This window comes from Lachnotalea sp. AF33-28, assembly GCF_003477885.1.
Taxonomy (GTDB): domain Bacteria; phylum Bacillota; class Clostridia; order Lachnospirales; family Lachnospiraceae; genus AF33-28.
The window spans coordinates 16,751-38,077 of the sequence record NZ_QUEE01000011.1; the positions used below are offsets into that span (position 1 = coordinate 16,751).

At 52.3% G+C, this 21,327-nt stretch carries 27 protein-coding genes; 2 read left to right on the forward strand and 25 right to left on the reverse strand.

Annotation, left to right across the window (positions count from 1 at the left end; all coding sequences use genetic code 11):
• Window positions 1-3 precede the first annotated feature (3 nt).
• The 3 genes from DWZ56_RS15355 to DWZ56_RS15365 are packed head-to-tail and all read right to left on the reverse strand — an operon-like array spanning window position 4 to window position 2,806.
• Window positions 4-1,476 carry an ABC transporter ATP-binding protein gene (locus tag DWZ56_RS15355; protein WP_118557516.1) on the reverse strand — a complete coding sequence of 491 codons (1,473 nt, stop codon included), beginning with the start codon at window positions 1,474-1,476 and terminating at the stop codon, window positions 4-6.
• The gene (locus DWZ56_RS15360; protein ID WP_015518390.1) at window positions 1,473-2,198 is read right to left on the reverse strand and encodes an energy-coupling factor transporter transmembrane component T; all 726 of its coding nucleotides are present in this window, start codon (window positions 2,196-2,198) and stop codon (window positions 1,473-1,475) included. Before DWZ56_RS15360 ends, DWZ56_RS15355 begins: the two co-directional genes overlap by 4 nt.
• Complete coding sequence (locus tag DWZ56_RS15365; RefSeq protein ID WP_009272640.1) at window positions 2,195-2,806, reverse strand: MptD family putative ECF transporter S component; 612 nt, start codon at window positions 2,804-2,806, stop codon at window positions 2,195-2,197. Before DWZ56_RS15365 ends, DWZ56_RS15360 begins: the two co-directional genes overlap by 4 nt.
• 186 nt (window positions 2,807-2,992) lie before the next feature.
• On the opposite strand from DWZ56_RS15365, the gene DWZ56_RS15370 reads away from it, so the two are divergent.
• Both DWZ56_RS15370 and DWZ56_RS15375 read left to right on the forward strand, forming a co-directional pair.
• Entirely contained in the window at window positions 2,993-3,961 is a 969-nt protein-coding gene (locus tag DWZ56_RS15370) for an AraC family transcriptional regulator (RefSeq protein WP_009272641.1), read from the forward strand.
• A 142-nt stretch (window positions 3,962-4,103) separates the two neighbouring features.
• The gene (locus tag DWZ56_RS15375; protein ID WP_054754179.1) at window positions 4,104-4,463 is read left to right on the forward strand and encodes a helix-turn-helix domain-containing protein; all 360 of its coding nucleotides are present in this window, start codon (window positions 4,104-4,106) and stop codon (window positions 4,461-4,463) included.
• Between the two features lie 202 nt (window positions 4,464-4,665).
• On the opposite strand, the gene DWZ56_RS15380 is transcribed toward DWZ56_RS15375, so the two are convergent.
• The 22 genes from DWZ56_RS15380 to DWZ56_RS15475 all read right to left on the reverse strand — a co-directional run bounded on the left by DWZ56_RS15380 (window position 4,666) and on the right by DWZ56_RS15475 (window position 21,245).
• Window positions 4,666-6,012, reverse strand: coding sequence for a relaxase/mobilization nuclease domain-containing protein (locus DWZ56_RS15380; RefSeq protein WP_199679609.1), 1,347 nt, complete (start codon window positions 6,010-6,012; stop codon window positions 4,666-4,668).
• Between the two features lie 158 nt (window positions 6,013-6,170).
• Entirely contained in the window at window positions 6,171-6,518 is a 348-nt protein-coding gene (locus DWZ56_RS15385; protein ID WP_014080206.1) for a plasmid mobilization protein, read from the reverse strand.
• Entirely contained in the window at window positions 6,515-6,679 is a 165-nt protein-coding gene (locus DWZ56_RS22945) for a hypothetical protein (protein WP_172749916.1), read from the reverse strand. The genes DWZ56_RS15385 and DWZ56_RS22945 overlap by 4 nt, the downstream gene beginning before the upstream one ends.
• 12 nt (window positions 6,680-6,691) lie before the next feature.
• A complete protein-coding gene (locus tag DWZ56_RS15390) occupies window positions 6,692-7,276 on the reverse strand; it encodes a hypothetical protein (protein ID WP_003020359.1) in 585 nt (194 codons plus the stop codon).
• Between the two features lie 13 nt (window positions 7,277-7,289).
• Window positions 7,290-8,249, reverse strand: coding sequence for a hypothetical protein (locus DWZ56_RS15395; RefSeq protein WP_118557518.1), 960 nt, complete (start codon window positions 8,247-8,249; stop codon window positions 7,290-7,292).
• Between the two features lie 179 nt (window positions 8,250-8,428).
• Window positions 8,429-8,782 (reverse strand): cysteine-rich VLP domain-containing protein, encoded by a 354-nt coding sequence (locus DWZ56_RS15400; protein WP_055228207.1) that lies wholly within the window; start codon window positions 8,780-8,782, stop codon window positions 8,429-8,431.
• 4 nt (window positions 8,783-8,786) lie between these two features.
• On the reverse strand, window positions 8,787-8,930 hold the full coding sequence (locus DWZ56_RS22950) for a hypothetical protein (protein WP_199679613.1): 144 nt from the start codon (window positions 8,928-8,930) through the stop codon (window positions 8,787-8,789).
• 29 nt (window positions 8,931-8,959) lie between these two features.
• Window positions 8,960-9,709 carry a DUF4366 domain-containing protein gene (locus tag DWZ56_RS15405; RefSeq protein WP_118557519.1) on the reverse strand — a complete coding sequence of 250 codons (750 nt, stop codon included), beginning with the start codon at window positions 9,707-9,709 and terminating at the stop codon, window positions 8,960-8,962.
• A gap of 2 nt (window positions 9,710-9,711) precedes the next feature.
• On the reverse strand, window positions 9,712-9,963 hold the full coding sequence (locus DWZ56_RS15410) for a DUF4315 family protein (RefSeq protein ID WP_015563850.1): 252 nt from the start codon (window positions 9,961-9,963) through the stop codon (window positions 9,712-9,714).
• A 14-nt stretch (window positions 9,964-9,977) separates the two neighbouring features.
• Window positions 9,978-11,696 carry a C40 family peptidase gene (locus DWZ56_RS15415; protein WP_118557520.1) on the reverse strand — a complete coding sequence of 573 codons (1,719 nt, stop codon included), beginning with the start codon at window positions 11,694-11,696 and terminating at the stop codon, window positions 9,978-9,980.
• Window positions 11,677-14,034 carry a VirB4-like conjugal transfer ATPase, CD1110 family gene (locus DWZ56_RS15420; protein WP_199679610.1) on the reverse strand — a complete coding sequence of 786 codons (2,358 nt, stop codon included), beginning with the start codon at window positions 14,032-14,034 and terminating at the stop codon, window positions 11,677-11,679. Before DWZ56_RS15420 ends, DWZ56_RS15415 begins: the two co-directional genes overlap by 20 nt.
• Complete coding sequence (locus DWZ56_RS15425; RefSeq protein WP_087989530.1) at window positions 13,994-14,380, reverse strand: PrgI family protein; 387 nt, start codon at window positions 14,378-14,380, stop codon at window positions 13,994-13,996. The genes DWZ56_RS15420 and DWZ56_RS15425 overlap by 41 nt, the downstream gene beginning before the upstream one ends.
• 3 nt (window positions 14,381-14,383) lie before the next feature.
• Window positions 14,384-14,953 (reverse strand): MT-A70 family methyltransferase, encoded by a 570-nt coding sequence (locus DWZ56_RS15430; protein WP_330424899.1) that lies wholly within the window; start codon window positions 14,951-14,953, stop codon window positions 14,384-14,386.
• A 2-nt stretch (window positions 14,954-14,955) separates the two neighbouring features.
• On the reverse strand, window positions 14,956-15,735 hold the full coding sequence (locus DWZ56_RS15435) for a DNA-methyltransferase (RefSeq protein WP_118557522.1): 780 nt from the start codon (window positions 15,733-15,735) through the stop codon (window positions 14,956-14,958).
• Entirely contained in the window at window positions 15,725-16,459 is a 735-nt protein-coding gene (locus DWZ56_RS15440; protein WP_118557523.1) for a septation protein SpoVG family protein, read from the reverse strand. The genes DWZ56_RS15435 and DWZ56_RS15440 overlap by 11 nt, the downstream gene beginning before the upstream one ends.
• Before the next feature lie 15 nt (window positions 16,460-16,474).
• Window positions 16,475-17,341 carry a VirB6/TrbL-like conjugal transfer protein, CD1112 family gene (locus tag DWZ56_RS15445; protein ID WP_118557524.1) on the reverse strand — a complete coding sequence of 289 codons (867 nt, stop codon included), beginning with the start codon at window positions 17,339-17,341 and terminating at the stop codon, window positions 16,475-16,477.
• An 11-nt stretch (window positions 17,342-17,352) separates the two neighbouring features.
• Entirely contained in the window at window positions 17,353-17,511 is a 159-nt protein-coding gene (locus tag DWZ56_RS23835) for a Maff2 family mobile element protein (protein WP_118557525.1), read from the reverse strand.
• A gap of 21 nt (window positions 17,512-17,532) precedes the next feature.
• On the reverse strand, window positions 17,533-19,143 hold the full coding sequence (locus DWZ56_RS15455; protein ID WP_117962491.1) for a recombinase family protein: 1,611 nt from the start codon (window positions 19,141-19,143) through the stop codon (window positions 17,533-17,535).
• Between the two features lie 111 nt (window positions 19,144-19,254).
• Window positions 19,255-19,443: a transposon-encoded TnpW family protein gene (locus DWZ56_RS15460; RefSeq protein WP_002569233.1), complete on the reverse strand. Its 189-nt coding sequence runs from the start codon at window positions 19,441-19,443 to the stop codon at window positions 19,255-19,257.
• Window positions 19,440-20,297, reverse strand: a complete 858-nt coding sequence (locus tag DWZ56_RS15465; protein ID WP_117962489.1) for an ATP-binding protein — start codon at window positions 20,295-20,297, stop codon at window positions 19,440-19,442. Before DWZ56_RS15465 ends, DWZ56_RS15460 begins: the two co-directional genes overlap by 4 nt.
• On the reverse strand, window positions 20,294-21,043 hold the full coding sequence (locus DWZ56_RS15470) for a phage replisome organizer N-terminal domain-containing protein (protein ID WP_117962487.1): 750 nt from the start codon (window positions 21,041-21,043) through the stop codon (window positions 20,294-20,296). Before DWZ56_RS15470 ends, DWZ56_RS15465 begins: the two co-directional genes overlap by 4 nt.
• The gene (locus DWZ56_RS15475; RefSeq protein WP_087212865.1) at window positions 21,033-21,245 is read right to left on the reverse strand and encodes a hypothetical protein; all 213 of its coding nucleotides are present in this window, start codon (window positions 21,243-21,245) and stop codon (window positions 21,033-21,035) included. Before DWZ56_RS15475 ends, DWZ56_RS15470 begins: the two co-directional genes overlap by 11 nt.
• Window positions 21,246-21,327: the final 82 nt, after the last annotated feature.

Sequence of the window (21,327 nt, forward strand, 5' to 3'; positions counted from 1 at the left end):
AGACTACCTCTCCTTTCCATCTGAAACAGAGAAAAGCTCTCTCAATTTCGGGAGGGCCTCCATTGTAACTGATACGTCATCGGGCATTTCGCCTTCGTCAAAATGCAAGACACGAGAACAGGTACGGCAGACAAACTCAAAATCATGGGTGACAATGAAAATGACTTTTCCCATATCGGATAATCGCCGGATCAGTCCCGCCACCTGCGTCATACTGTCAAAGTCAAGACCGCTGGTCGGTTCATCAAATACAAGCAAGTCTTTCCCACAAATCATGCTGACAGCTACTGCTACTCGTTGCTTTTGACCGCCGGAAAGCGTGTTTGGATGGCGCTCCCGGTATGGGGTAAGGCCCAATTCCTCCAAAGTTGCATTTACCAGTGTTTGATCTGGATTGCGTATACCAAAGGAACACTCTGCCTCCACGCTGTCAGCGAAAAGTTCATAATTCACATCCTGCATAACCATGTAGGAGCGTTTTAGCCTTTCCTTACGCTCAATCGGCTTTCTTTCCCACAAGAATTGTCCATCACAGTCTTTGTGAAGCCCACAGAGAGCGCGGGAAAATGTAGTTTTTCCAGCTCCGTTATGTCCAACTACGCCAATCACTTCGCCCTTTCCGGCGGATAGTCCAATGTCATGCAAAATGGTTTGCTTCTTGTAACGGAGCGTCACATTCCGCAATTCCAATACAGGGGTAGGCGCAGGCAAGTGGGTTTTTGGTGGGAATACCGCCTGTAGATCAACAGCCCGCAGCCCCATGTGTTCACGGTCAGGTTCAGATAGCTGCCGAAATTCTTCCGGGGTGTATATTCCTTTGATTTCTCCTTTTTCCAGATAAACAATTCGGTCAGCCAACTCCGTCAGGTAGTACAGACGATGTTCCGCTATCAAAATTGTTTTGCCCTGTTTTTTTATCAGCCGCAAATGTTCCTTTAGTTCCTGGATCGAAGTCATATCCAGATTAGATGATGGTTCATCCAGTAGATAAATCTGTGGGTTCATGGCATAAACAGAAGCAAAGGCGATTTTCTGCTTTTCTCCGCCGGACAACTCAAAAATATTCCTGTTCCGTAGCTTTTGAATACGCAAATCTTCAGTTGTCTGCTCTACTCGCTCAGCCAATTTCTTAGGAGGGCGAGCTTCATTTTCAATTCCAAAGGCAATCTCGCTGTCTGTATCAACATTGAAAAACTGCGTCCGTGGATTTTGGAAAACGGAGCCAACTTTAGCGGCAATCTGATACATAGGGATATTGCTGATTTCCTGACCATCTACCAGCACACGGCCATGAAGCTCTCCCTGATAAAACTGAGGGATCAGGCCATTCACCAGCCTTGTAATCGTTGTTTTTCCGCACCCGCTGCGGCCACAGAACAGGACGCATTCTCCGTCCGAAATTTTCAAATTGATGTCATGCAGCCCACCATGTTCCTGCCCCGTATAGGAAAACGATACATTTTCAAACTCAATCAACCAATCACACCTCCCCGCACACATAATTCAAAAATCAGATAAGCTACGGCAACGGCCATAACACCCCAATCGGCAACTCCGCATTTTATCTGGACAAGACAGGTGCGTGGATTGGGATTTTCAATTCCACGAGTGACAGAAGCAACAGAAAGATCATCCGCTGCTTTTGAAGCTGCCATCAACAAAGGCACATAAATACACTCAACCGTCATGCCCGGATGTGCTAAAAAGCCCGCCAGAGAAGGTGAAACATCTCTCATCCGCATAGCGTCCTTGATATATCGCCAGTCCTCTTGAATAGTTGGAATGTACCGCAGCATAACTGCCATAGGAATTACTAACTTTTTGGGTGCGTGGACACGGTTCATAGCAGACAGGAACTCATTGACTTTTGTAGTAGTCAGAACAATCCCAGCCAAGGTTCCGCACGCATAGACCTTATGAAACAATCCTAAAAAGGCAATAAACATTGTCCGCAGCGTGCCTGTCATTTCTGCCATGATCCAAACTGTCAGGACACAGATGACCGCATAAAAGCATACAGCCTTAATGACATATTTCCACTTTCCAAAGAAAGCACCCAATATCGCAATCAGCATAACAAGGACAAATTGATATGCAAGTGAAGGAGCGAACATGGACGATAAAACACATATAAGAATAAGAAAGAGCTTGGCCCGTGGGTCGAGCCAAAGCCCTTTCTTGTGGCGTTTACCGCTCATTCTGTAATACCTGCTTTTTCAAACTGCTTTTTCAGCATTTTGCAGCCTACAAAAGCGCTGATTGCAGATGTAATGATAACAGCAGCGAACATGGCAATCAGGATGCCGGTATTTGCAGTTGCCTGCATGGTGTCGATGTAGCTCTGTTCGGTTCCATTACCCAGCATGGTCTGCGCCCAGCCGTTGGGATCAACAAAGAACACGATATATGAACCAGTGCCACCGAGAGAGAACAGGATATAAGACAGGCTGTTGAGTTTTTTGCTTTTGTACTGCCCTGCACCAGCAACAAAGTCCGCGACAATCGCCATGATCAGATAGCCCAATGCAAAAGCCCAGTGCATACCGGTCACGAACCAAATAATACCCATGATAACGCCCATTATAGAAAGGCTCCAACGCTTATGTACTTTTGCAATCAGCAAAAGATAAATGGGGCCAGCAAGCAGCCCACCTCCTGCCGGCATGAAAAAAGTAAGTACAGGATTCGTTGCAAAAAAGACACCGCCCACCAATACAAAAACAAATAACAGTGCAGTAAAAATACCTGTTGTTACAAGGTCTTTCACTGTCAGACCTTTGTTCATAGAATTTACTTGATTACTCATTTTGACCTCCTACCTTTCATTGTCTTGACTCGACAAGTGGTTTGTGATATTCTTCGGTTAGATAGTTCTAACCACTGTCTAATACAATACGCATTTATCGAACAACATTCAATAGGCACCGTCGATGTTCGTCTGTTCCTTTCAAAAGTTCGTCTAATCGTTGCAAAAAGGAGGCGGTCTGTTTTCATGTCTGAAATTATTGACCAGTTTTATACACCGTTACTGATTGAACACGGTTTTATCCATGACCCAGACAACCAGCAATATGGGGCATTAGGTGACTGCTGGAAACTTTCTCCCGAAGTTGGAGAAGGCTCCTACTGGACTTATGGACAGAAAGACCTATATGATATTAAAATCCACAACTTTTCCTTCCACGAAGATTTCATGTTGGAATGTTCCCTGCCGGAATGTCTGAGTATCACTCGGTATGACTCTATTTCCGGGGAGGAATTATCTCCATACCGTAGGCTGTCTGCCGGTTGTATCAAAACATTTATTGGAGGCTACGCTCCATACAAGGCTTTGATACATAAAAATATTCCAATCCGTTCGGTTGGGATTGAGATTGCACCGGCATATTATGAGGACTACCTGAAAAAACTGTACCCAGAGGCACAGATCAATCCTGTGGATGCATTTCGGAAGATCGACCAAACTTCCGACTTTCCAGAAATGTCACGGTTACTCACAGAAATCAAAGACTATCGCGGGGAAGGGATTGCCGCAAAACTTTTTTATGAGGGTAAAGTCGCAGAAGCTGTTTCAATGGTGGTGGAATATCAGAAGAAGCATCCTGATAAACCAGCCCATAAGCTCTCTCAACAGGATATTGAAAATCTCCAAATAGTTGCCGCTTATCTTAGCGATCACTATGCTTTTGATATTCCTCTGGAACGGCTAACACAGATTGCCTGCATGGGAACAACAAAGCTCAAAAGCTGTTTTAAGAAATACTACGACTGCACCATCACGGAATATGTTCAACAGCGGCGCATGAGCCAAGCAGAATATCTGCTGGCATATACAGAGCTGACAGTCGGGCAAGTTGCCCAAACAGTAGGCTATTCCACTTCAAGCCGATTTGCAGAATTATTCCGTAAAAGCACTGGATTGTTACCATTAGAGTACAGAAAAAACGCACAACGAAAGTAAAATGAGCGCCAGAGTTTACTCTGGCGCTCGTCTGATTTTATGTTGAATTATAAAATGTGGTGAAATTAAATAGTCAGTAGTATGAAATACAAAGTCGTTCAAATAATATCACATGAAATGTAAAATCATATCAGGTGATGTTATGAAGATAGAACGAGATGAAAGACGCTTTGATTTTCACGATATAGGGCTCGCCATCAAGCGGGCAAGAGAAGCCAGCGGCATGACACAGGAGCAACTGGCCTATATTGTTGACCGCGCTCCGCGTACCATTATGTATAATGAAAATGATGGTCAGCATCCAAGCTTCAACACCTTTTATCAGATGGTCACAATGTTTGATATATCGGTGGATCAATACTTTTACCCGTCCCAAAATAGCGGGAGCGAGTGCAGAAAGCGGATTGATGCCATGTTGAACGCCTTGGACGAAAGAGAATTGAAAATCGTTGAAGCTACAATCCAAGCGATGAAAGCATCGAAAGAAACGGAGGAAACGTAAAAGAAAGCGTAACCTCCGTTTTTTTGCGCCATGTTGCGGGTTGCGCGTTTTGGCAAGCAATTCGGGTGTGGCCACACTCCGAAATTTTTGCAGGGCGCAGGGCCCGCAAAAATGCTTGTTGGGGAGCTCCCCAAACCCGCTGTACTTCGGGACAAATTGTCCCGAAGTCCCGGTGCGCTGCACCGTAGTCTGCGGCCCGTCACTATCGTTCCTGGGCCTTATTTTCACGCTCGTCTGTTATGCCGAGCAGATGATCAATGTTCGCTTTTATTGCCACGGCCTCCCGCATTTGCCGCTGGGCATCCCGGTATTCTGCATAAAGCTCTTTCTTTTGTCGCGCCAGCTCACGGCGGGATTTTTTTAGTGCTTCAATTTTAGGGAGCTTTGCGCCGTTCAGTATGGTGTTCATGGTATCCTTTGCCGCCCGGTAAGTGGCAAGCTCCACTTCATGCTGGGCCAGATACTTTTTGCTGTACCGCGCAGCCTTGTACCCATCGAACACCGGGCGGGTCTTGGCATAGTCCACCGTGGCAGCCATCAGCTCCGAGGTTTTGGAAAGGGCCTCCTCCGTTGTGCGGAGCTCGTCAGACAGCTTGTGAAAGCGATCCACAGCAGCCTCGGTGCGGGCCGTCAGCGCCGCATAGTCTGTCAGATGATGCTCCTGCAAATACTGGAGCGCGGCAGCCATCTGTTTTAGGTTGTAGACCTTGGCCCATCGTTCATAGGCCGGGCCTTTGCCCTGGGCCATACGCTCTTGAATGTCGATGATAAGATTAACTCGCCGTGGCGGAACCGTGAGCTCCTCTGGCAGCTCAGGGAGCGGACGTTCCCCGGCAATTACCGCCTTGATGTCCTCCGGGTCAAATCCGACTCCAAGTGTGGAAGCCCGGAGCCGGGTCGGTTTTTCCTGCCCGGGCGCAAGGAATGAGATAACACCACCGCGCCCCTGTTTCACCACAAAGCCGGACTCCTCCATGAGACGGAGAAAGTCGGCAAAGTCCGTGGGCTTTTTCTCCAAAGCGGCGAGAACAGCCAGCCGCACCCGCTGCTTGGCAGAGGGTGGCTTTTCTCCGATCCACTGTCCATAGTGGAGAAAACGACCCTTGCTGTGCTGGCACGGATTTTGGATAACAGACAATTCATGTTCGATGCACACGCGGTCAGAGAGCCGCCGCAGGGCAAAGGACGAACCAATGAAATTATGAAATTTCCGGGAGCGATCAAAGGCCGTCGCATTGAAATAAATATGATTGTGGATATGGGCCTTATCGGTATGCGTACAGACAAAGAATTGATGCTTTCCCTTTGTCCAGCGCATCGCCGTTTCATAACCGATACGGTTTGCTTCTTCCGCCGTAACCTCCCCGGGCAGAAACGCCTGCCGGATCTGAAAGAACAGGGCTCCGCGAGATACGGCCCGGCCTGTCTCTGCAAGGTATTGACTTTTTACCAGAAGAAACTCGGCGGGAGCCGTGTTCGGATCGCAGAGATAGGAAGATACGGCTCCCAGCTTTTCCGGGTTCAGGCCATAGGTGAAACGATCCTCCATCGTTTGAATTGCACTTTTTCCCGCCGCTGTTTTATAAGGGCGGATGTAGGTGGTCGCCGTAAAAATTCCTCCTTCCGGCAAACAGTATTTTTACTTTGGGACACTTTGTCCCGAAGTAGAAAAAGCCGGGGAGCGGTATCAACCACTCCCCGGACGGGTCAGAGCTCTACCAGCGCGGAGAGCTGTTTCAAAAGATCAGACAGCGGCCCCCACAAAGCAGCATAGTCCCGCTGTAAGGCTGCGAGTTCTTCGGGATAAATTGCGCCGTAGGTGTTGGCCTGAATTGCCACTTGGTTCAGATTGTTGGAGCAGCGCCGCTGGAGCGAAACCAGCTCACGAACAGGCGAAAGGTCAACATGAAGCACATACCCACTCAGGGCCATTTTCCGCATATAGGCTCCCATGTTACGGATGCCAGCCTCCGCCATACGTTCTTGAATCAGGGCCTGCTCCTCCTCCGACACCATCACATGAAGATGGATCGGACGGCGGCGTTTCTTTGTCATCGCTCCTCACGCTCCCGGCTGCGGCAGGCGCGGGGCGGCTCCTTTACCTTATCCAGCGGCTTTTCCTGTTCGTCTGCCGGAACGGGGCGCGGCAAATGAAATTCACGGTGCAGGCGCAGCGCCTCCAGTACAGACAAATCCTGTTCACGTTTCTTTTCCATATACGCACCTCCTTATCTATCGCCACGGTCAGGCTGCCTCCGTTGGGGAGCCGGAGCCTCCGAGCCGCGATCTGCCTCCGCCAACTTTGCCGCATTTTTCATCTGCTCGGCAATCGGACGGGGCCTGTCGGGATTATCAGGCGCAGGACGCAGCTCATAGTCGGATGCCTGTTTTTCCGTTAGCGGGCGGGTATAGGTAAGATAGCCCCAAGCCAAGAACGAGCCATTTTCCACCGGGATGCGCTGATCGTAATTGAAGATTTCATCCGGCTTGTTATAAGGCGGCTTCGGGAATGTCCCGATGTCCACAGGCCGCTGGGTCGAATAATACTTGTAAAGGCCGGGAGCCTCGGTCTGCCTGATCCCGACGTTATAAATACGCTGATAGTCCTGCACCCGGTCTGTGAAATCCTGTTCCATCGCGGTGCGGTCATTTCCATAGTGACCCCATTCATACTGCCGCTGGCCGTCCTTGTCATCATAGCAGGCCCATGTGACATAGCGGGATGGCGCGGTGGGATGTTCGCCCAATGCAAATCCTCGTCCATTTTCCAGCATGACCGCCTTCAAAATAGCGTAGCCTTGATTTTTGTCCATAGTACACCTCCCATCATCGAGACATTTCTTTGTTTTCTCTTTTCACAAACGGCTGGAGCTGATAGGGGCTTGTACCATCCTCGGGTCGCAGAAAGTCTATCCGGGCCGCAGCACGGATGGCGTTCTGGTTAAGCTGCCGCTGCCATGCCCCTTGGCTGGGAGCCCACTTAAAGCCGTTGCTTTTCAGTTCCTGCCGCTGATCGGCATCGGGCTTTTCCTCAAAAATAAGCTGCAAACGGTTTTCAGCCTCGTTGATTTTGGCCTCACCTCCGGGGAATGTCCAGCCAGCAAACTCGGAGCGGCTGCTCAGTTCCTCAATGCGCTGGCGTACACGGCGGATGTTGGCGTTGTTGTTGGAAAGCAGATAGGCGGGGTACGGCTTGCTTTTGTCCAAGTGCCATGACTGCGCCATATCTGCTTTGAGCTTTTCTGCCTGCTCCGGCGTAAGCTCCGGGCAACCGTCCAGCGTTTTGTGTTTCCGAAAATACGCATTGACCTCCTTCATGGTGGTCTGCTGGGACTCCAGCCCCTCCAGCTTTTTTGTCAGTTTTTCCACGGCAAGATCATCGTCTGCGCTGATCCCACCCATACCAACAGAGCGGATTTTATCAAGCAGCTTTGAAATCTCTGCATACTCTCCATAGTTGCGATCCAGGGCGGCGTTCTGCTTGTGCTTCTTTGACACAGGGAAGTTGCCGCCCCCAGAGATCAGAATAGAGGGTACACGGGCATCAATCACATTGCGTTCATTCAGATTTTCGGCAAGTTTCCGGGCATAGCGATCCACCAGTGTGTCAATCTTATCATGGTACATGGGATCGACACGCGCTTTCTGGCGTTCCGCCGCTGCATACGCTTCATCGACCATTGCCCGGTAGCCCGCCGTAGCGGAGCCCAGCTGATAGTCGGAAAAGCTGTTCATATCCTTTGCCCGCTTTGCGGCTTCTTCATTGATCGGATAATATTTCGGCATAGGATCTCCTTCCACAAAAGCCGGAACTTTGGGACAAACTGTCCCAAAGCCCCGGCAGCTAAAATGTTGACAGCATCTCACGGAAACAGGGCCGGACATAGAAACATACACCTCCCGCAGAAAAGGGCCTTAAAAAGCCTTGTCACAGGCGGGTTTAGGCTGGCCTAATTGTCAACACATCAGCCCCGTTTTTTCCGCATATATTCCCGCTGCTGTCTGCGGTGTGCCGCCTTTGCACAGGCCGCCGAACAATAGGTTTGCCGTCCATCAGGAGCCACGGCTCTGCCACATACCGGGCAAGCCTTAAAATCCGGCCTTGGCCCCTCTGTCAGCAACGCAGCCTCCAGCGCCGGATCAAGGGGCAGAACTGCCTCGCGGAAGTAGCGGCAATAAGCCCCTGTCCAGCATTTTCCAAACATATAGCACTCGCAATCCAGCGGCAGGCAGCCGCAGTCCCGGTCATAGTTGGCACACCATTTTGACACCAGCCTGCGGATTGCCGCTTTTTCTGTCCGGGTCAGTTCTCGGCCCACAGCATCACCTCCCGTTGACCGGTGGTTTGAGCTGCTCCCGGTAGCAGAACACGCAGCCGATCCCGCGCCAGTAAGGGCAGCCGTCACAACGGGAGCCCTTCGGCGGCAGGCTGGGCGGCACACCCTTAAAGTAACTTTTTTCTTTCATAAATCCCTCATAGGGGTTGTTGGTAAATCTCATTCATTATCCTCGCTTTCGGTATCGTCCTCGTCCCAAGGCGGCCCATCGTCCTCGGGATCGTCATAATCAGCCAGTTCCTCACTGTAATCCTCTTCGGGTACAGCAGCTTTTTCATGCTTCGGGCGGTAGATTTTCAAGTACCAGCCTGCACCGCCACCCAGAACAGCCACTGCCAAAATCAGCAGAAGCGTCCCGGTATTACTTTTCTGCTGGGGCTCGGGTTCCGGCTCCTCCGCAGGTTCCGTCACTGGAGCGGGTTCGGGAGCTGTGCCAGCACACTCGGTCATGTTGACCGCGCAGACCTCGCAATCCGTATGGATGGCTCCGGGCGCACATTTTTCTGTGCAGGAGCAGGCCGGAAGTTCTCCGCCAGCGGCCTCCAGTGCCGCCAGCAGATCGGCTTCATCCACCATGTTCAAAAAGTAGGTGTGATACTGTTCGCCGTCCTCGTCCACAGGCTTGTCATAGTCAATGACAATGTAAAAGGTGTTGCCGCCGCTGGTTTCCACCGTGATGAACTGTTTGTTGGTTGCAGCATCGTAGAGCAGATCGCGGGTCACAAGGTTTCCATCCTCCGAAAAGCCCTCGCCCGGGGTAATGGTAGGCGCTGGCTCCGGGGCCGGAGTTTCTTCCACAACAGGCGGTTCCTCATTCCCGCCGTCCGAATAGGCATAGGCCGGGATTGCAAAGCCGCATAAAAGAACGGCGGAGCAAAGCCCCGCCGCCAACATACGAAAGTGTTTCATATTCAGTTTTCCTCCTTTTCTTCTTCGGACTTCGGGACACTTTGTCCCAAAGTACCTCCGTCCTTCAGCTTTTCAAACAGCAGCGGGAGCTCCGTAAGGGAAATGCTCATACCGCGCACAATGTCCACGATCTCGCTGTTTTCCGCCTCCAGCTTTTTCTGCTCCAGCTCCTTGAGCCGGGCCTGCTGTTCACTGATTTTGGCCTTGACCTTATCAATCTCGGCCTGAATTTTCATGCTTTTGGTAGTTGCCATTTCAAAACCTCCTGTCACGGTAAACGCCCGTAGGCGTAAAAATGAGATTGCCAGTAGCTTGTATTCAAATTTGCGTAGCCGATGGGATCTCCGCAATGCAGCATTTTTCCATCACCGACATAAATCCCGCAATGGCTCACGCCCGGCGTGTCATAGGTGCCTTTGAAGAACACCAGATCACCGGGTTTGGGAGAACTGGTCGGCGTACAGATGTTATAGAGCCCCTGGGCTCCCAGCCTGCCCACATTCCAGCCGGAGTGATTGATAACCCACGAAACGTACCCCGAGCAATCAAAGGAAGTGGCGGGAGAACTGCCGCCCCACACATAGGGATAGCCGATGTATTTCTGCGCTTCGGCAAGCATCGCGGCAAAGGTTTCATCGTCCAGATATTCTCCGGGCACTTCGTAATCACCGGGTTTCCCGGTAATGTACTTGTTCACATAGGGAGAATCCGGGAACAGATCGGGGCGGTTTCCCAGCGTTGCCATATAGATGGCATACCGTGAAAGCTGCTCCTCGCCCATGACATATACGGGCACATGGGATAAATCAAAGTTCTCCAGCGTGACCGTACAGATGTAATAGTCGTAAGGCACCTGATAGGTGTCCGTATGGGAGTTGCCGTCCGCGTCCGTCCATGTGTCGGTTTCCGTGCGATACCGGGTTTCCACCACTACATCCTCCGTGAGAATGTACTGGCGGTCAAACAGTATTTGCAGCGTTCCCTGTACTTCGTCTATTGTCCATTGCCCCTCATGGAGCGCACACAAAAGAGAAAGCAGCACATAGGGGTCATGTTCGATCTCGTCCAGATCGAAGTGGTATTCGTCATAGTCATGGGTGCTTTCATAGGTGTCCAGATAATGCTGCAAATCATCTTCCAGCGCACAGTAGGCAGCTTCGGCGGCCAGCATATCCCGATCCTCGCAAGGATAGGTGCTGGCCCCTAATGCACCGGCCCCGGCGTTCCCCAGCATAAGCATGGTAGAGGAACAGGACTGCATAGCAAACAGGAGTAACACACAGAGCACCGCAACCACGGCACCTGCGGGATGACTTTTGACAAATTCCACTGCCCGGGCGGTCAGGCGTTCTGTGGCTGTGGCAGTTTTCCCAGCCGCAGCCGCGCCCTGCTTTGCAGCCTCCTTTGCCTGCTTGCGGTATTGCCTGCGAAGCCGTTGCTTCTGCCAGTAGCGGGTAAGGGCATTTTTCGTCAGCTCCGGGTGCTCCTGTGCGGCGGTGTGAAAATGGTAGTCCGCCGTGTATTTGGTATAGCGGGCCTCGGCCTTGCGTACCACTTTTGCCGGATGTTCCCGGACTTTACGGCGCACAAAGCGGGAGCCGTGCCGGAGCGCGGTTTCTCCCACAAGCTCAGAACGGTGTGCGCCTTCTGTGCCGACATTTTCCTGTTCCACTTCAAAAATCTTGCCATGCACGAAGCTGTGAACGGAACCACTGGCAACACGGCCTATGCGTTTTACCGGGCCGGGCTTTTTCGGCGGCTTTTGTTTTGCCAGCTTCTCCCGGGCCTGTTCCAGCTTTTCGCCTTGGGACTCCATGTGGAGCTTTGCCGCCGCAGCCTGTTCCTGCTGGCTCTTTTTGCGGAACTTGGACTTCGGGACACTTTGTCCCGAAGTGTCGGAAGCCTCCGGCCCGGGCTGTTCCCCGTCAGGGGCGTGGGCGGTCTGCGACCAAGCCTCCTCCTTGGTCTTATTCGTTTTTCGTTTCATTCTTCATATCCTCCGGGCGGGTAGTCAGCAGGTCATAGATTTCTCCGCGAGGGAACCGATCCACAAACGGAATGGTTACATTTCCATAGAACAACAGCCCCTCGCCGGAATTGCTGTGTGTGATATAGGAAAGCTGATGCTCGGAAATACCGAGCTGTTTTGCCAGAATGGTACGGTCACTCTGCGCCTGCGAAAGCAGAATCATAAAATCCGTGTTGTCCAGAATGTTCTCGATTTCCCGGCTGGCCAAAAGGTCTTTGACGTTCTGCGTCAAAGCAGACGGCACACATCCTTTTTTACGCAGCATTTTCCAGACCGCTACAAAGTAGCTGGCCGTCAGTGGATCGCGGAGCAGAATATGAAACTCGTCAAAGTAGCACCAAGTCGCTGCACCCTCGTGGAAGTTCTGATCCACCGCCTGCGAAACAAACTCATTTGTGATGTGCATTGCAATCTTTCTAAGGTTTTCGCCCATGTTTTTCAGAACGATGCACACCACACGGCTGTCCGTCTTGACATTGGTAGGATGGTTAAAGAGATTGAGGGAGCCTGTGCAATAAAGCTCTAAGGCAGTTGCCACGCGCCGGGCCTCGGGCTCCGGCTGGCGTAAAAGCTCCTCATACAAATCCTGCAACAGCGGTGTTTTTGCGGTTTCCAATCCGAGCGCCTGCTCCCGGTACACCAAACGCACACAGCGGTCAATGACCGTCTTTTCAATGGGCTGCAAGCCTTCCTTGCCGCCGACCACCAGCTCGCACAGTGACAAAAGAAAATCCGCCTTCATGGAAAGAGGGCTTTCTCCGGCGGCCATATTGAGCTCCACATCCATTGGATTGAGATGGTGCGGGCTGTCCGGGGCAATCTCGATCACCTGGCCGCCCAGCCTTCGCACCAGCGGCGCGTATTCGCCCATCGGGTCAACCACGATGATCCGATCCTGCGGGATGGTGAGAAACACATTCAAGAGCTCGCGCTTTGCGGCAAAGCTCTTGCCGGAGCCCGTAGAGCCCAAATACATCCCGTTTGCCGATTTCAGCTTTTTGCGGTCAGCCATGATGACATTGTGGGAAAGTGCGTTCATGCCATAGTAGAGGGCCTGCCCAGCCATGCGGAGCTCCCTTGTCATAAAAGGAATAAAGATGGCTGTGGAGCTGGTGGTCATACCGCGCTGGATTTCTACCTCGTTGTAACCAAGGGCCAACGAGGAAACAAAGCCCTGTTCCTGTTGCCAGTCCAGACGGCGCAGAGCGCAGTTGTATTTCTGCGCGATACCGCCCACGGTAAACACATCGTTTTCCAGCCGCTGGCGGTTAGGAGCAAGGTTTACCACCGTAAAGGTCAGCAGAAACATTCGCTCATTGCGGGATTGCAAATCAGCCAGAAGCTCCGCTGCGTCCTTGCTGAATGTAATCAGGTCAGGGGGAAGAATATCCGGGTCATAGCCGGAGCGCACAGCCTTTCTCTGTTCCTCCACTTTCATTTTTCCGATGTCCGAGATTTTCCCCTTGATGGTCTTAATTGCCTTGAGCTGATCCACGGTCTGAATGTGCATGGTCACGGTCATTTCCGCATCCAGCTCCAAGATTTCCGCCAGCAGCTTATCCGAAAGCTCCGATGCCATAATCTGCAAGTAGGACACCGCGCCCCAATACTGGCCGATGCGGAATGTGCGGGACTGGCGGAAGTCGAGACTGTCCGGGGCAATAAAGTCTTTTGTGCCGAGCCCGGTCTGCGGGATGTCTTTCCACGAAAAGCGGAACGCCTCACGGCTCCCCGGATGCATCTGGCTATGAAGCAGCGCAAGGCGGGCCCGCCCGTCCATCGGCTCCGAGGGAACGCCCAGCCGCTTAAAGTTTCCCATGACATCGGCCTCCACACGCTCCAGACGGGGCCGTGCCTCCGCAATCCCCTCGGCGGGTATGCCAAAGGTGATGTATTTTGAGCGTTCAATGCCGTTATTGCTTTTAGCAATCTGATTTTTCAGCATCCCGGTAAACTCGTCCCTGACGCTGTTATAGTTGTCATCCGCTTTCGGGATATTGACTTGATAGCGGCTGCGGGAATGGGAACGGCGGTTGATAAAGGAAAGCTGGAACGGCAGCGAACTGTCAAAGTAGTTGAGGAATGAGCTCCATCCGCTGAATATGGCAGTCTGATCCTCGGTGGATGCCACGGAGTAATTGATGTCCTCATATTCCACGGTTTTTGTATAGAGCCCGCCCGGGAGCTTGCACACACCGTCCGGGTGCATGGACAGATACGGGATTGTCTGCTGGGCAGACAGGGCCGCCCGGCCTTTACCCTTGGCGGCTCCGTTTTTCTTCTTTGTGTTTTTCAATCACATCCTCCTTTCCAGCGCCCGGCCCGGCAAAGGGCGCATAAATGTTTTCGGTTCGGTAGGCCCTGATCCCCGGCCTTAGAAACTTGGCCCGGATGATGTTTCGCACAACCTTTTCAAAGGGCAAGCCGTCCTTTTCATACATCGCCAGCAGGAACGCCGGGAGCATAATTCCCAGCATGAGAAACATCGCCCCGGTATTGCCGAGGGTGCCACGGGTCAGCAGATAGGCCGGAATCCCCACCGCGCCCGCACTGCCGAAGCAGACAAGCTGGCGTTTGGTGAGGTTGAAAGCCATCTTTGTTTTGATTTTGGATAAATCGTTTGGTACGTTTACATAGGGCATAGATCACATTCCTTTCTGCACTTCGGGACAATGTGTCCCAAAGTCCGGGATGGTTGGTGTTACTTCATTTCCCCACACAGCCCAACCGGGCGGGGTCTGTCTGGCAAAGAGCTCCACGCGGGGCAGATCTCCCATCAGGGAAAGAATTTTGTCGCGGGCCTCGTCCGGCTTTTTGCTATGGGCTTCAATCGGGGAAATGATGAATTGATGAATGTTGGCAGCCTGCCGCTTCGGGTGTCCCTTGGTAGCCAGCAGGCAGATTTCCGCGTTGCCCCTTGTCCAGAAGCCAAGGCCGTAAAACCAGCTATCCGCTTTCTTGTTCTTTTTCAGCCAGACGAAAGCAACAGATTTATAGGTGAAGCCCCAAGCCTCGATCAGCCGGAGCGCCTCCGGGAGCTGCGGGAAAGTGGCCCATAAAAAGAGTGCGCTGTCCGGGGCTGCAAGATCAGCCACAGGCAACGCACATAACTCCTCAATGCTCATAGTTGGATAATGATTTTCCGCCGCGCCCTGTACTTTCTTAGCCGAGTAGCGCCAAGGGGGATCGGCGTAAATGATAGAATACTGCTGGATAATTACACTCCTTTCTCGCCAGAGCTTTTTACTGCCTGCGCCGCGCGGATGCGCTCACTGGCAGCGGCATAAAAGGCTGGGGCCGTTTCAAAGCATACAAAGCGGCGTTCTGTGTTGATGGCTGCAATCGCGGTTGTGCCGGAGCCAACGCAAATGTCCGCGACCAGTTCTCCGGGACGGGTGTAGGTGCGGATCAGGTACTCACAAAGCTCCACAGGCTTCTGTGTAGGATGGATGCCGCCGGACACCGTAGGCACAAAAAGTACATTTCCGGGATAGCGGCGGCCATCGTTGGACTCCGATCCCTGCCGTTCAAATTTCCCATAGTTGGAGCTTGTACCGCTTCTGGAATGTACGCGGGCATAAGGCTTGCCATAAGTAAACTGCGGATTGTAGACCGGGGACTTCTGGTAAAACACCAAGATATTCTCGGACTTTTTCAGTGGAGCCCGGTTTGCATTGAGAAAGCCCGTTCCGCGCTCCTTGTACCAAATCCACTCATAGCGGAGCATGGCGAGGTTGGATGCGCCCAGCACCTTGTCAAAGGGGCACTGTGCGAAAAACAGCACTGCGCCATTCGGCTTGACCGCCCATTTCACCGCCTCCCACAGCTCCGGGAGCGGCAGGGGCACATCCCAATAATTCCGGGTTGTGCCGTAGGGCGGATCAGTCAGCAGCATATCCACGCTATGTTTTGGCAAAGAACGCAGGCCCTCGATGCCGTCCATGAGAAACAAGCCCTCCTTCGGGACACTTTGTCCCAAAGTGCGGCTATCGGTCATTGCGGGCCTCCTTTGCTTTGGCAGGTGCAGGCCGGGCGGCGTTTTCTTTTCCCGCCTGTTTTGCGGCTTCAGCCATCTGCTCCTTGATCGGGGCAGGCCGTACCGCTTGGGCCCGTGCAACAAGCTGTTCCACCGCCGCATGATACGCCTCCACACCAGCCGCATTGATCCGTTCCTGTGTGGCTCGGTCAGGAATCCGAACCGTAGCCCGGTATCCCGTCCGGCTGGCAGGATCAGGTTTAGAGGGAGCGCCGAGGAAAATCCCGTTTTTCCCGTCCACAACCTTAAAATCGTCGATGACCACACCGCCAAAATTGACGCTGGCGAAGCCGATCAGTTTTCCCTGCGGCTCAATCGGGCGGACAGATACCGTGATTGGAACAACCGCCTCCTGCAAGACAGCATCTGTCCGCATTTTTACTGCCTCATCAATGCTAACGCCCTTGACTTCTGCAAGCTCCGCGATGGGAGCATCAAACAGCCAGCGCCGTTCCTCCGCAGCAATCTGCTCCGGGGTCAGCAATACATCGTCTTTCTTACTCAGATAAAATTCCTCCTTTCCGCTTGCCGGAGCAGGCTGGGCGGCGGGATCGTCCAACAGCTCTTTTCTTTGCAGGACGGCCTCCGTTTCCGCCATAAAGCGGTAAGCGTCCGCTTCAGTAAACTCCTCCGGCGTTTTTCCATTCCATAAGCGCGTTCCATCCGCACCGTATCTTCTCGGCATAAGCACCTCCTCCTGTTAGTGAGCGCCAAAGATACGCTGGGCAATGCTCCCGGTCTTAAAGAGCATGAAGCAAAGCAAAACCGTGTAGCCCACAGTTCCCCAAATCGCCCCGATGGGATCGCCGCTTGTTGCGATGCCTTGAATGAGCACCGCGTAAATTGCAACACATACAAGAATCAGCAGCCCTTGAAAGCCCACGGCAAACAGGGACTTGATGTAGTTTTGCCCGGTGCTGCCAAGCTCCCGGTTGGAAAGCGTAGCAACGGGGATGGGGGCCAGACTGGTCAGCAGATAGATTTCCAGCATCCTGCCATACACCAAAACGAAAATGATAATTCCCATCGCCTTCATCGTGAAGCCAATGAGCGCAGACTGCAGCCACAGCCCCAAAAGCGGCCCCAAGTCCATCGCCTCCAGCGAGGTTTCCAGTTCAGCAAGCATATCCGCCGAAACATCGGTAGAGCCTTGAATGAGCCCTCCTGCCTGCGCGATGACGCTCTGCGAGACATCGAACACGGCCATGACGATATTGAATGTGTTTGACAGGATCAGGATTGCACAGGCTGTTTTGAACATCCATTTATAGAGGTTCGCAACGTCAACCTCGTGCATATTGTTCTTTTCCAAAAGCATTTGTATGAGCTCATAAGTGGCAACAAAGGTCAGCACCATTCCGGCAATCGGCAGGATCACCGTTTCGGAAAGCTGTCGGATCAGGGAGAAAACCCCGGCGTGCCACGCCGCCGGGGTAGTCCCTACCTGTGCCGCAATCTCTCCGACTTGGGTATTGACGGTATCAAAAAGCCCTTCGAGGTTTCCCACGATCCCGCCAATCAGAAGCTCTTTGAGCCAGTTTGTGAGCCAGTCGGTGAGAAAATCCATAAGCGCCTACCTTAAAACAGGCCAGACAGCAGAGGGATCAGTGTGGTGCCAATGACGATGATGCCGCCGCCCGCCATGAGCTGCTTCATGCCCTGGGACTTTGCTGATGTGTGATAAAGAAGTAGTAGAAGTGTAAAAAATTTTGCCGTTCCTATCCGGCACTTGCGCATTGTGTCGGATAGGTCGGGCGGTTATTCGGGCAAGTCCACCTTGCCAACAAAAGAATAATAAATCTCAATGTCCTGTCTGCGGGTCTTGTTCTCGTCATAGCTGCACTCATGCACAACGATTTTCTCTACAAACTCCCGCAGCAGAGTAGGGGTAAGTTCTTCAAAGCTGGTATGCCGCCGGACAACATTCATAAACTTTTCTGCGTTCACGGTGGCTTCCTGTGCTTTGGAAAGCTCCGCTTGGATAGCAGCGGCTCTTTCTTTCAGCTCCCGTTGTTCTGCTTCATAGTCTGCCGACAGTTCTGTGAAACGCTCGTCTGATATGCGCCCGGTCACGCTGTCCTCATACAGCCGCTTGAAGATAGCGGATAACTCGGCTATGCGTTTCTCGGCGGCTTCCAGTTCCTTTTTCTTGGCGGCGTTCCTGCGTTTGCCCCCGTCCTCGTTCTGCTCAATCAAGAGTTTCATAAACCGGGCTTCATGCTTTGCCGCATAGCTGGTCACTTTCCGCAGATTGGAGAGTACACCAGCGGTCAAGAGGTCGGTGCGGATAAAGTGCGCCGTACAGTCATGGGTGCGTTTCTTGTAGTTGCCGCAGATATAACAGTCCTGCTTGCGCTTGTCCGTCTGGTATCGCTGCTGATACATCACGCTGCCGCAGTCCGCACAGAACAGTATGCCGGAGAACAAACCCACTTCATCATAGCGGTTTGGGCGTTTGCGCTGTTTGCGAAGCTCCTGCACCCGTTCCCATGTCTGGGTGTCTATGATAGGCTCGTGGTGGTTCTCGAAAATCACTTGCTTTTCCGGGGGATTTTCTACACTGTGCTTGACTTTGTAAGAAAGTTTTTCTGTCTTGAAATTTACCAGACAGCCTGTGTATTCCCGGTTTTCAAGGATATGCACTACGGTATTGGTCGCCCACTTGCACTCATAGCCGGGGTGGTAGCGGCGGGTGCTGCCCGTCCTGCGGTATTCAAGCGTTCCCGGCGTGGGGATTTGCTGCTCTGTGAGCATACGGGCTATCTTGGTCGGACCATTCCCGGCAAGACAGAGGTTGTATATCTGCTTGACTACGGGTGCAGCTTCCTCGTCAATGATGAAATTTTCGTCCTCGTCCATGAGGTAGCCATACACAGGCTTGCTTGTGATGGGCTTGCCACTCATGCCTTTTGAGCGTTTTACCGCCCGTATTTTCTTGCTCGTATCTCTCACCAGCCATTCGTTAAAGATATTCCGCAGCGGGGCAAAGTCATTGTCGCCCTGTGCGCTGTCCACTCCGTCATTGATAGCGATGAAGCGGACGCCTTTCTGTGGGAAAATCATTTCCGTGTACATTCCCACTTGCAGGTAGTTTCGCCCTAACCTCGACATATCCTTTACGATAACTGTCCCGACTTTTCCGGCTTCAATGTCCGCAAGCATGGCTTGAAAACCGGGTCTTTGAAAGTTCGCACCAGAATAACCGTCGTCCGTGTACCAGCGCAGATTGGAAAAGCCGTTCTGCTTCGCATAGGTTTCAAGGATACGCTTCTGATTGGAAATGGAATTGCTCTCGCCTTGCAGCTCGTCCTCATGGGAAAGTCTTGGGTAAAGGGCGGTAATTGGTTGTTGGTTGGTCTGTCTTAACATAAAATCCTCCGTTTCCGACAGCCAGCCCCACTATTCCGTACCTTGATTGTACCACATGGGGCGGCTGTCTGTATAGCGGCAAAAGCGTCAAATCTGCTTCTTTATGGTCTGTCAAATCGCCGTTTTTTGTGTAGCAGCTTCCGCTTCCAGCACTTTCATCATCTTGTCGGCTGCGGTGTCGGTTGCGCCCTGCTTGAAGAAGCCGGAAACGGTAAGGACGGAGTTGCCCATGCGGATTTCCGTTACACAGTCCGGGCGGCGGTCTGTTTTGGTGGTGCTTGTCTGTTTGGTTTCTGTCATAGGCTCTCCTTTCGCTGCTTTATCAGTTGCTTTAATCGTTCCAGCTTTTCCTGTGCGGTTTCCTTTCGGAAGTTGCTGCCCGTGAAGCGGACGGGGGCGCACATGGAAGTCAGCCTGTCATAGATACGGGCGTGGGGCGTGTCCTGCGGGTGCTGCAATTCCTCCAGCGTGAGGTTGGTCGTGGCGATCAGCGGCTTGCCGCTTCGGTAACGGCTGTCAATCACGCTGTAAACCTGTTCCAGCCCGTACTCTGTCCCTCGCTCCATACCAAAATCATCAAGTATCAGCAGAGGGTAGCTGCAAAGGCGGGAAATATATTCGTTCCTGCCCTCAAAGCTGGCGGCAAGGTCACCCAGTATCGTTGCAAAATTTGTCATGCGAACGGCAACCTCTTTTTCCATAAGGGCGTTGGCGATACAGGCGGCAAGGTAGCTTTTTCCTGTCCCCACGCCGCCCCAAAACAGGTAGCCGATATTTTCAGCCTGCATGGTTTCCCAACTCTCCACATAAAAGCGGGCGGTTTCGGTCTGTGGGTTTCTGCCGTTGTCATGCTCAAATGTCCAGTTCCGCATAGCGGGGTCGGTAAAGCCCCGGCGTTTCAAGTCCTCCACTGTTTCAAGGTGCTTCTGTCGGCTTTCAGCGGCTTCCCGCTTTTCACGGGCTGCCCGGTGGCAGTCGCACTCTGCCGGGTGTCGGTCATGCCCTAACCATTGGGCGGTTTCTTTTGAAAAGTATGCTTCTTTTGGCGTATGGCACTTGCCGCAGTATAAAAGCCCGTCCTCGCCTGTGTAGTCCTCTGCTTCGGCGGTAGTGGCTGTAATGTCCGTAATCATAGCTTCAATCTCGTTTTTCATAAGCTCTCGCCCTCCTTGCATGAATAATCGGGTATGCCCTGTTTCGGGGCAGCCTTGCCTTTGGCAGCGTCCTCCTGCGCCCACTTGTAAATGGTGGCTGCATGGCTGTGGTACTGCTTCCCGGTGGAAGCGATATGGCAGGAAAGCCGGTCAATATAATACTCCCACTTGTCGGGCAGCTCTGTTTTCAGCCCGGAAAGCTCTGTATCGGTCAGTATCACATTGTTGTATCTGCCATAAGCGGCGGGGGCGGGGTATCCCGTTTCTCCCTCTCTCTCTTTTTCTATCTCTATCTCTTTCTCTAACTCTATCTCTATCTCTGGTGGACGAATGTCGGACAAATGTCCGCCTTTTGTCCGGGGCGGTAAAAGTGCCTTGTTTTCCAGCCTTGCAGCCCGTTTCCTCTCGGCTTCGGTAGAGGACTGTCCTATCATCAGCTCAATGTCGGTCATATAGAAAGCCCCGCTGTCAAGCTGCTCCACAAGCCCCAACTGCCGGAAAATCTCTAAAGCCCTCTCAACTGTCCCTATCTGGTGGCGGGTCAGTGTCGCTATCATCTGCGCTGTGTAGGGGATATGCTCGTCAAGCTGCAACTTCCCGCCGTTTTTCAGCGATTTTAAGTACAGCTTCAAGAGAATATTGGAATATAAAATCCCGTCTTTCATATCTTCCAGCAGTACAATGGAGTCGCTGTCAAAAAAGTTCTCTTTCAGCTTGAGGTAGTAATACTTGCGGTTATCTGCCATTGTCCCTGTCCTCCTTTTTCCGGCGTTTGGAGTAGTAGCGGGGGCAGAGTATGATAACCGCCCGGAAGCTCTGCTTGCAGCTATGGGTACAGCTCCGGCAGAGGTCGTTGTATGTGATACGGTCGCAGGTGGCATTCCCGACTTTCACTTGCCGCAGGAAAAAAGACCATTCCAGCCGCCGTTTCTTGCTCATTCTTGGCATGGGTGCGCTCCTTTCTGCCGTTTCCGCTGGTGTGGCGGTATCGGCGGTAATTCTGTATCATCTCGGTATCATTTTCGGGGTT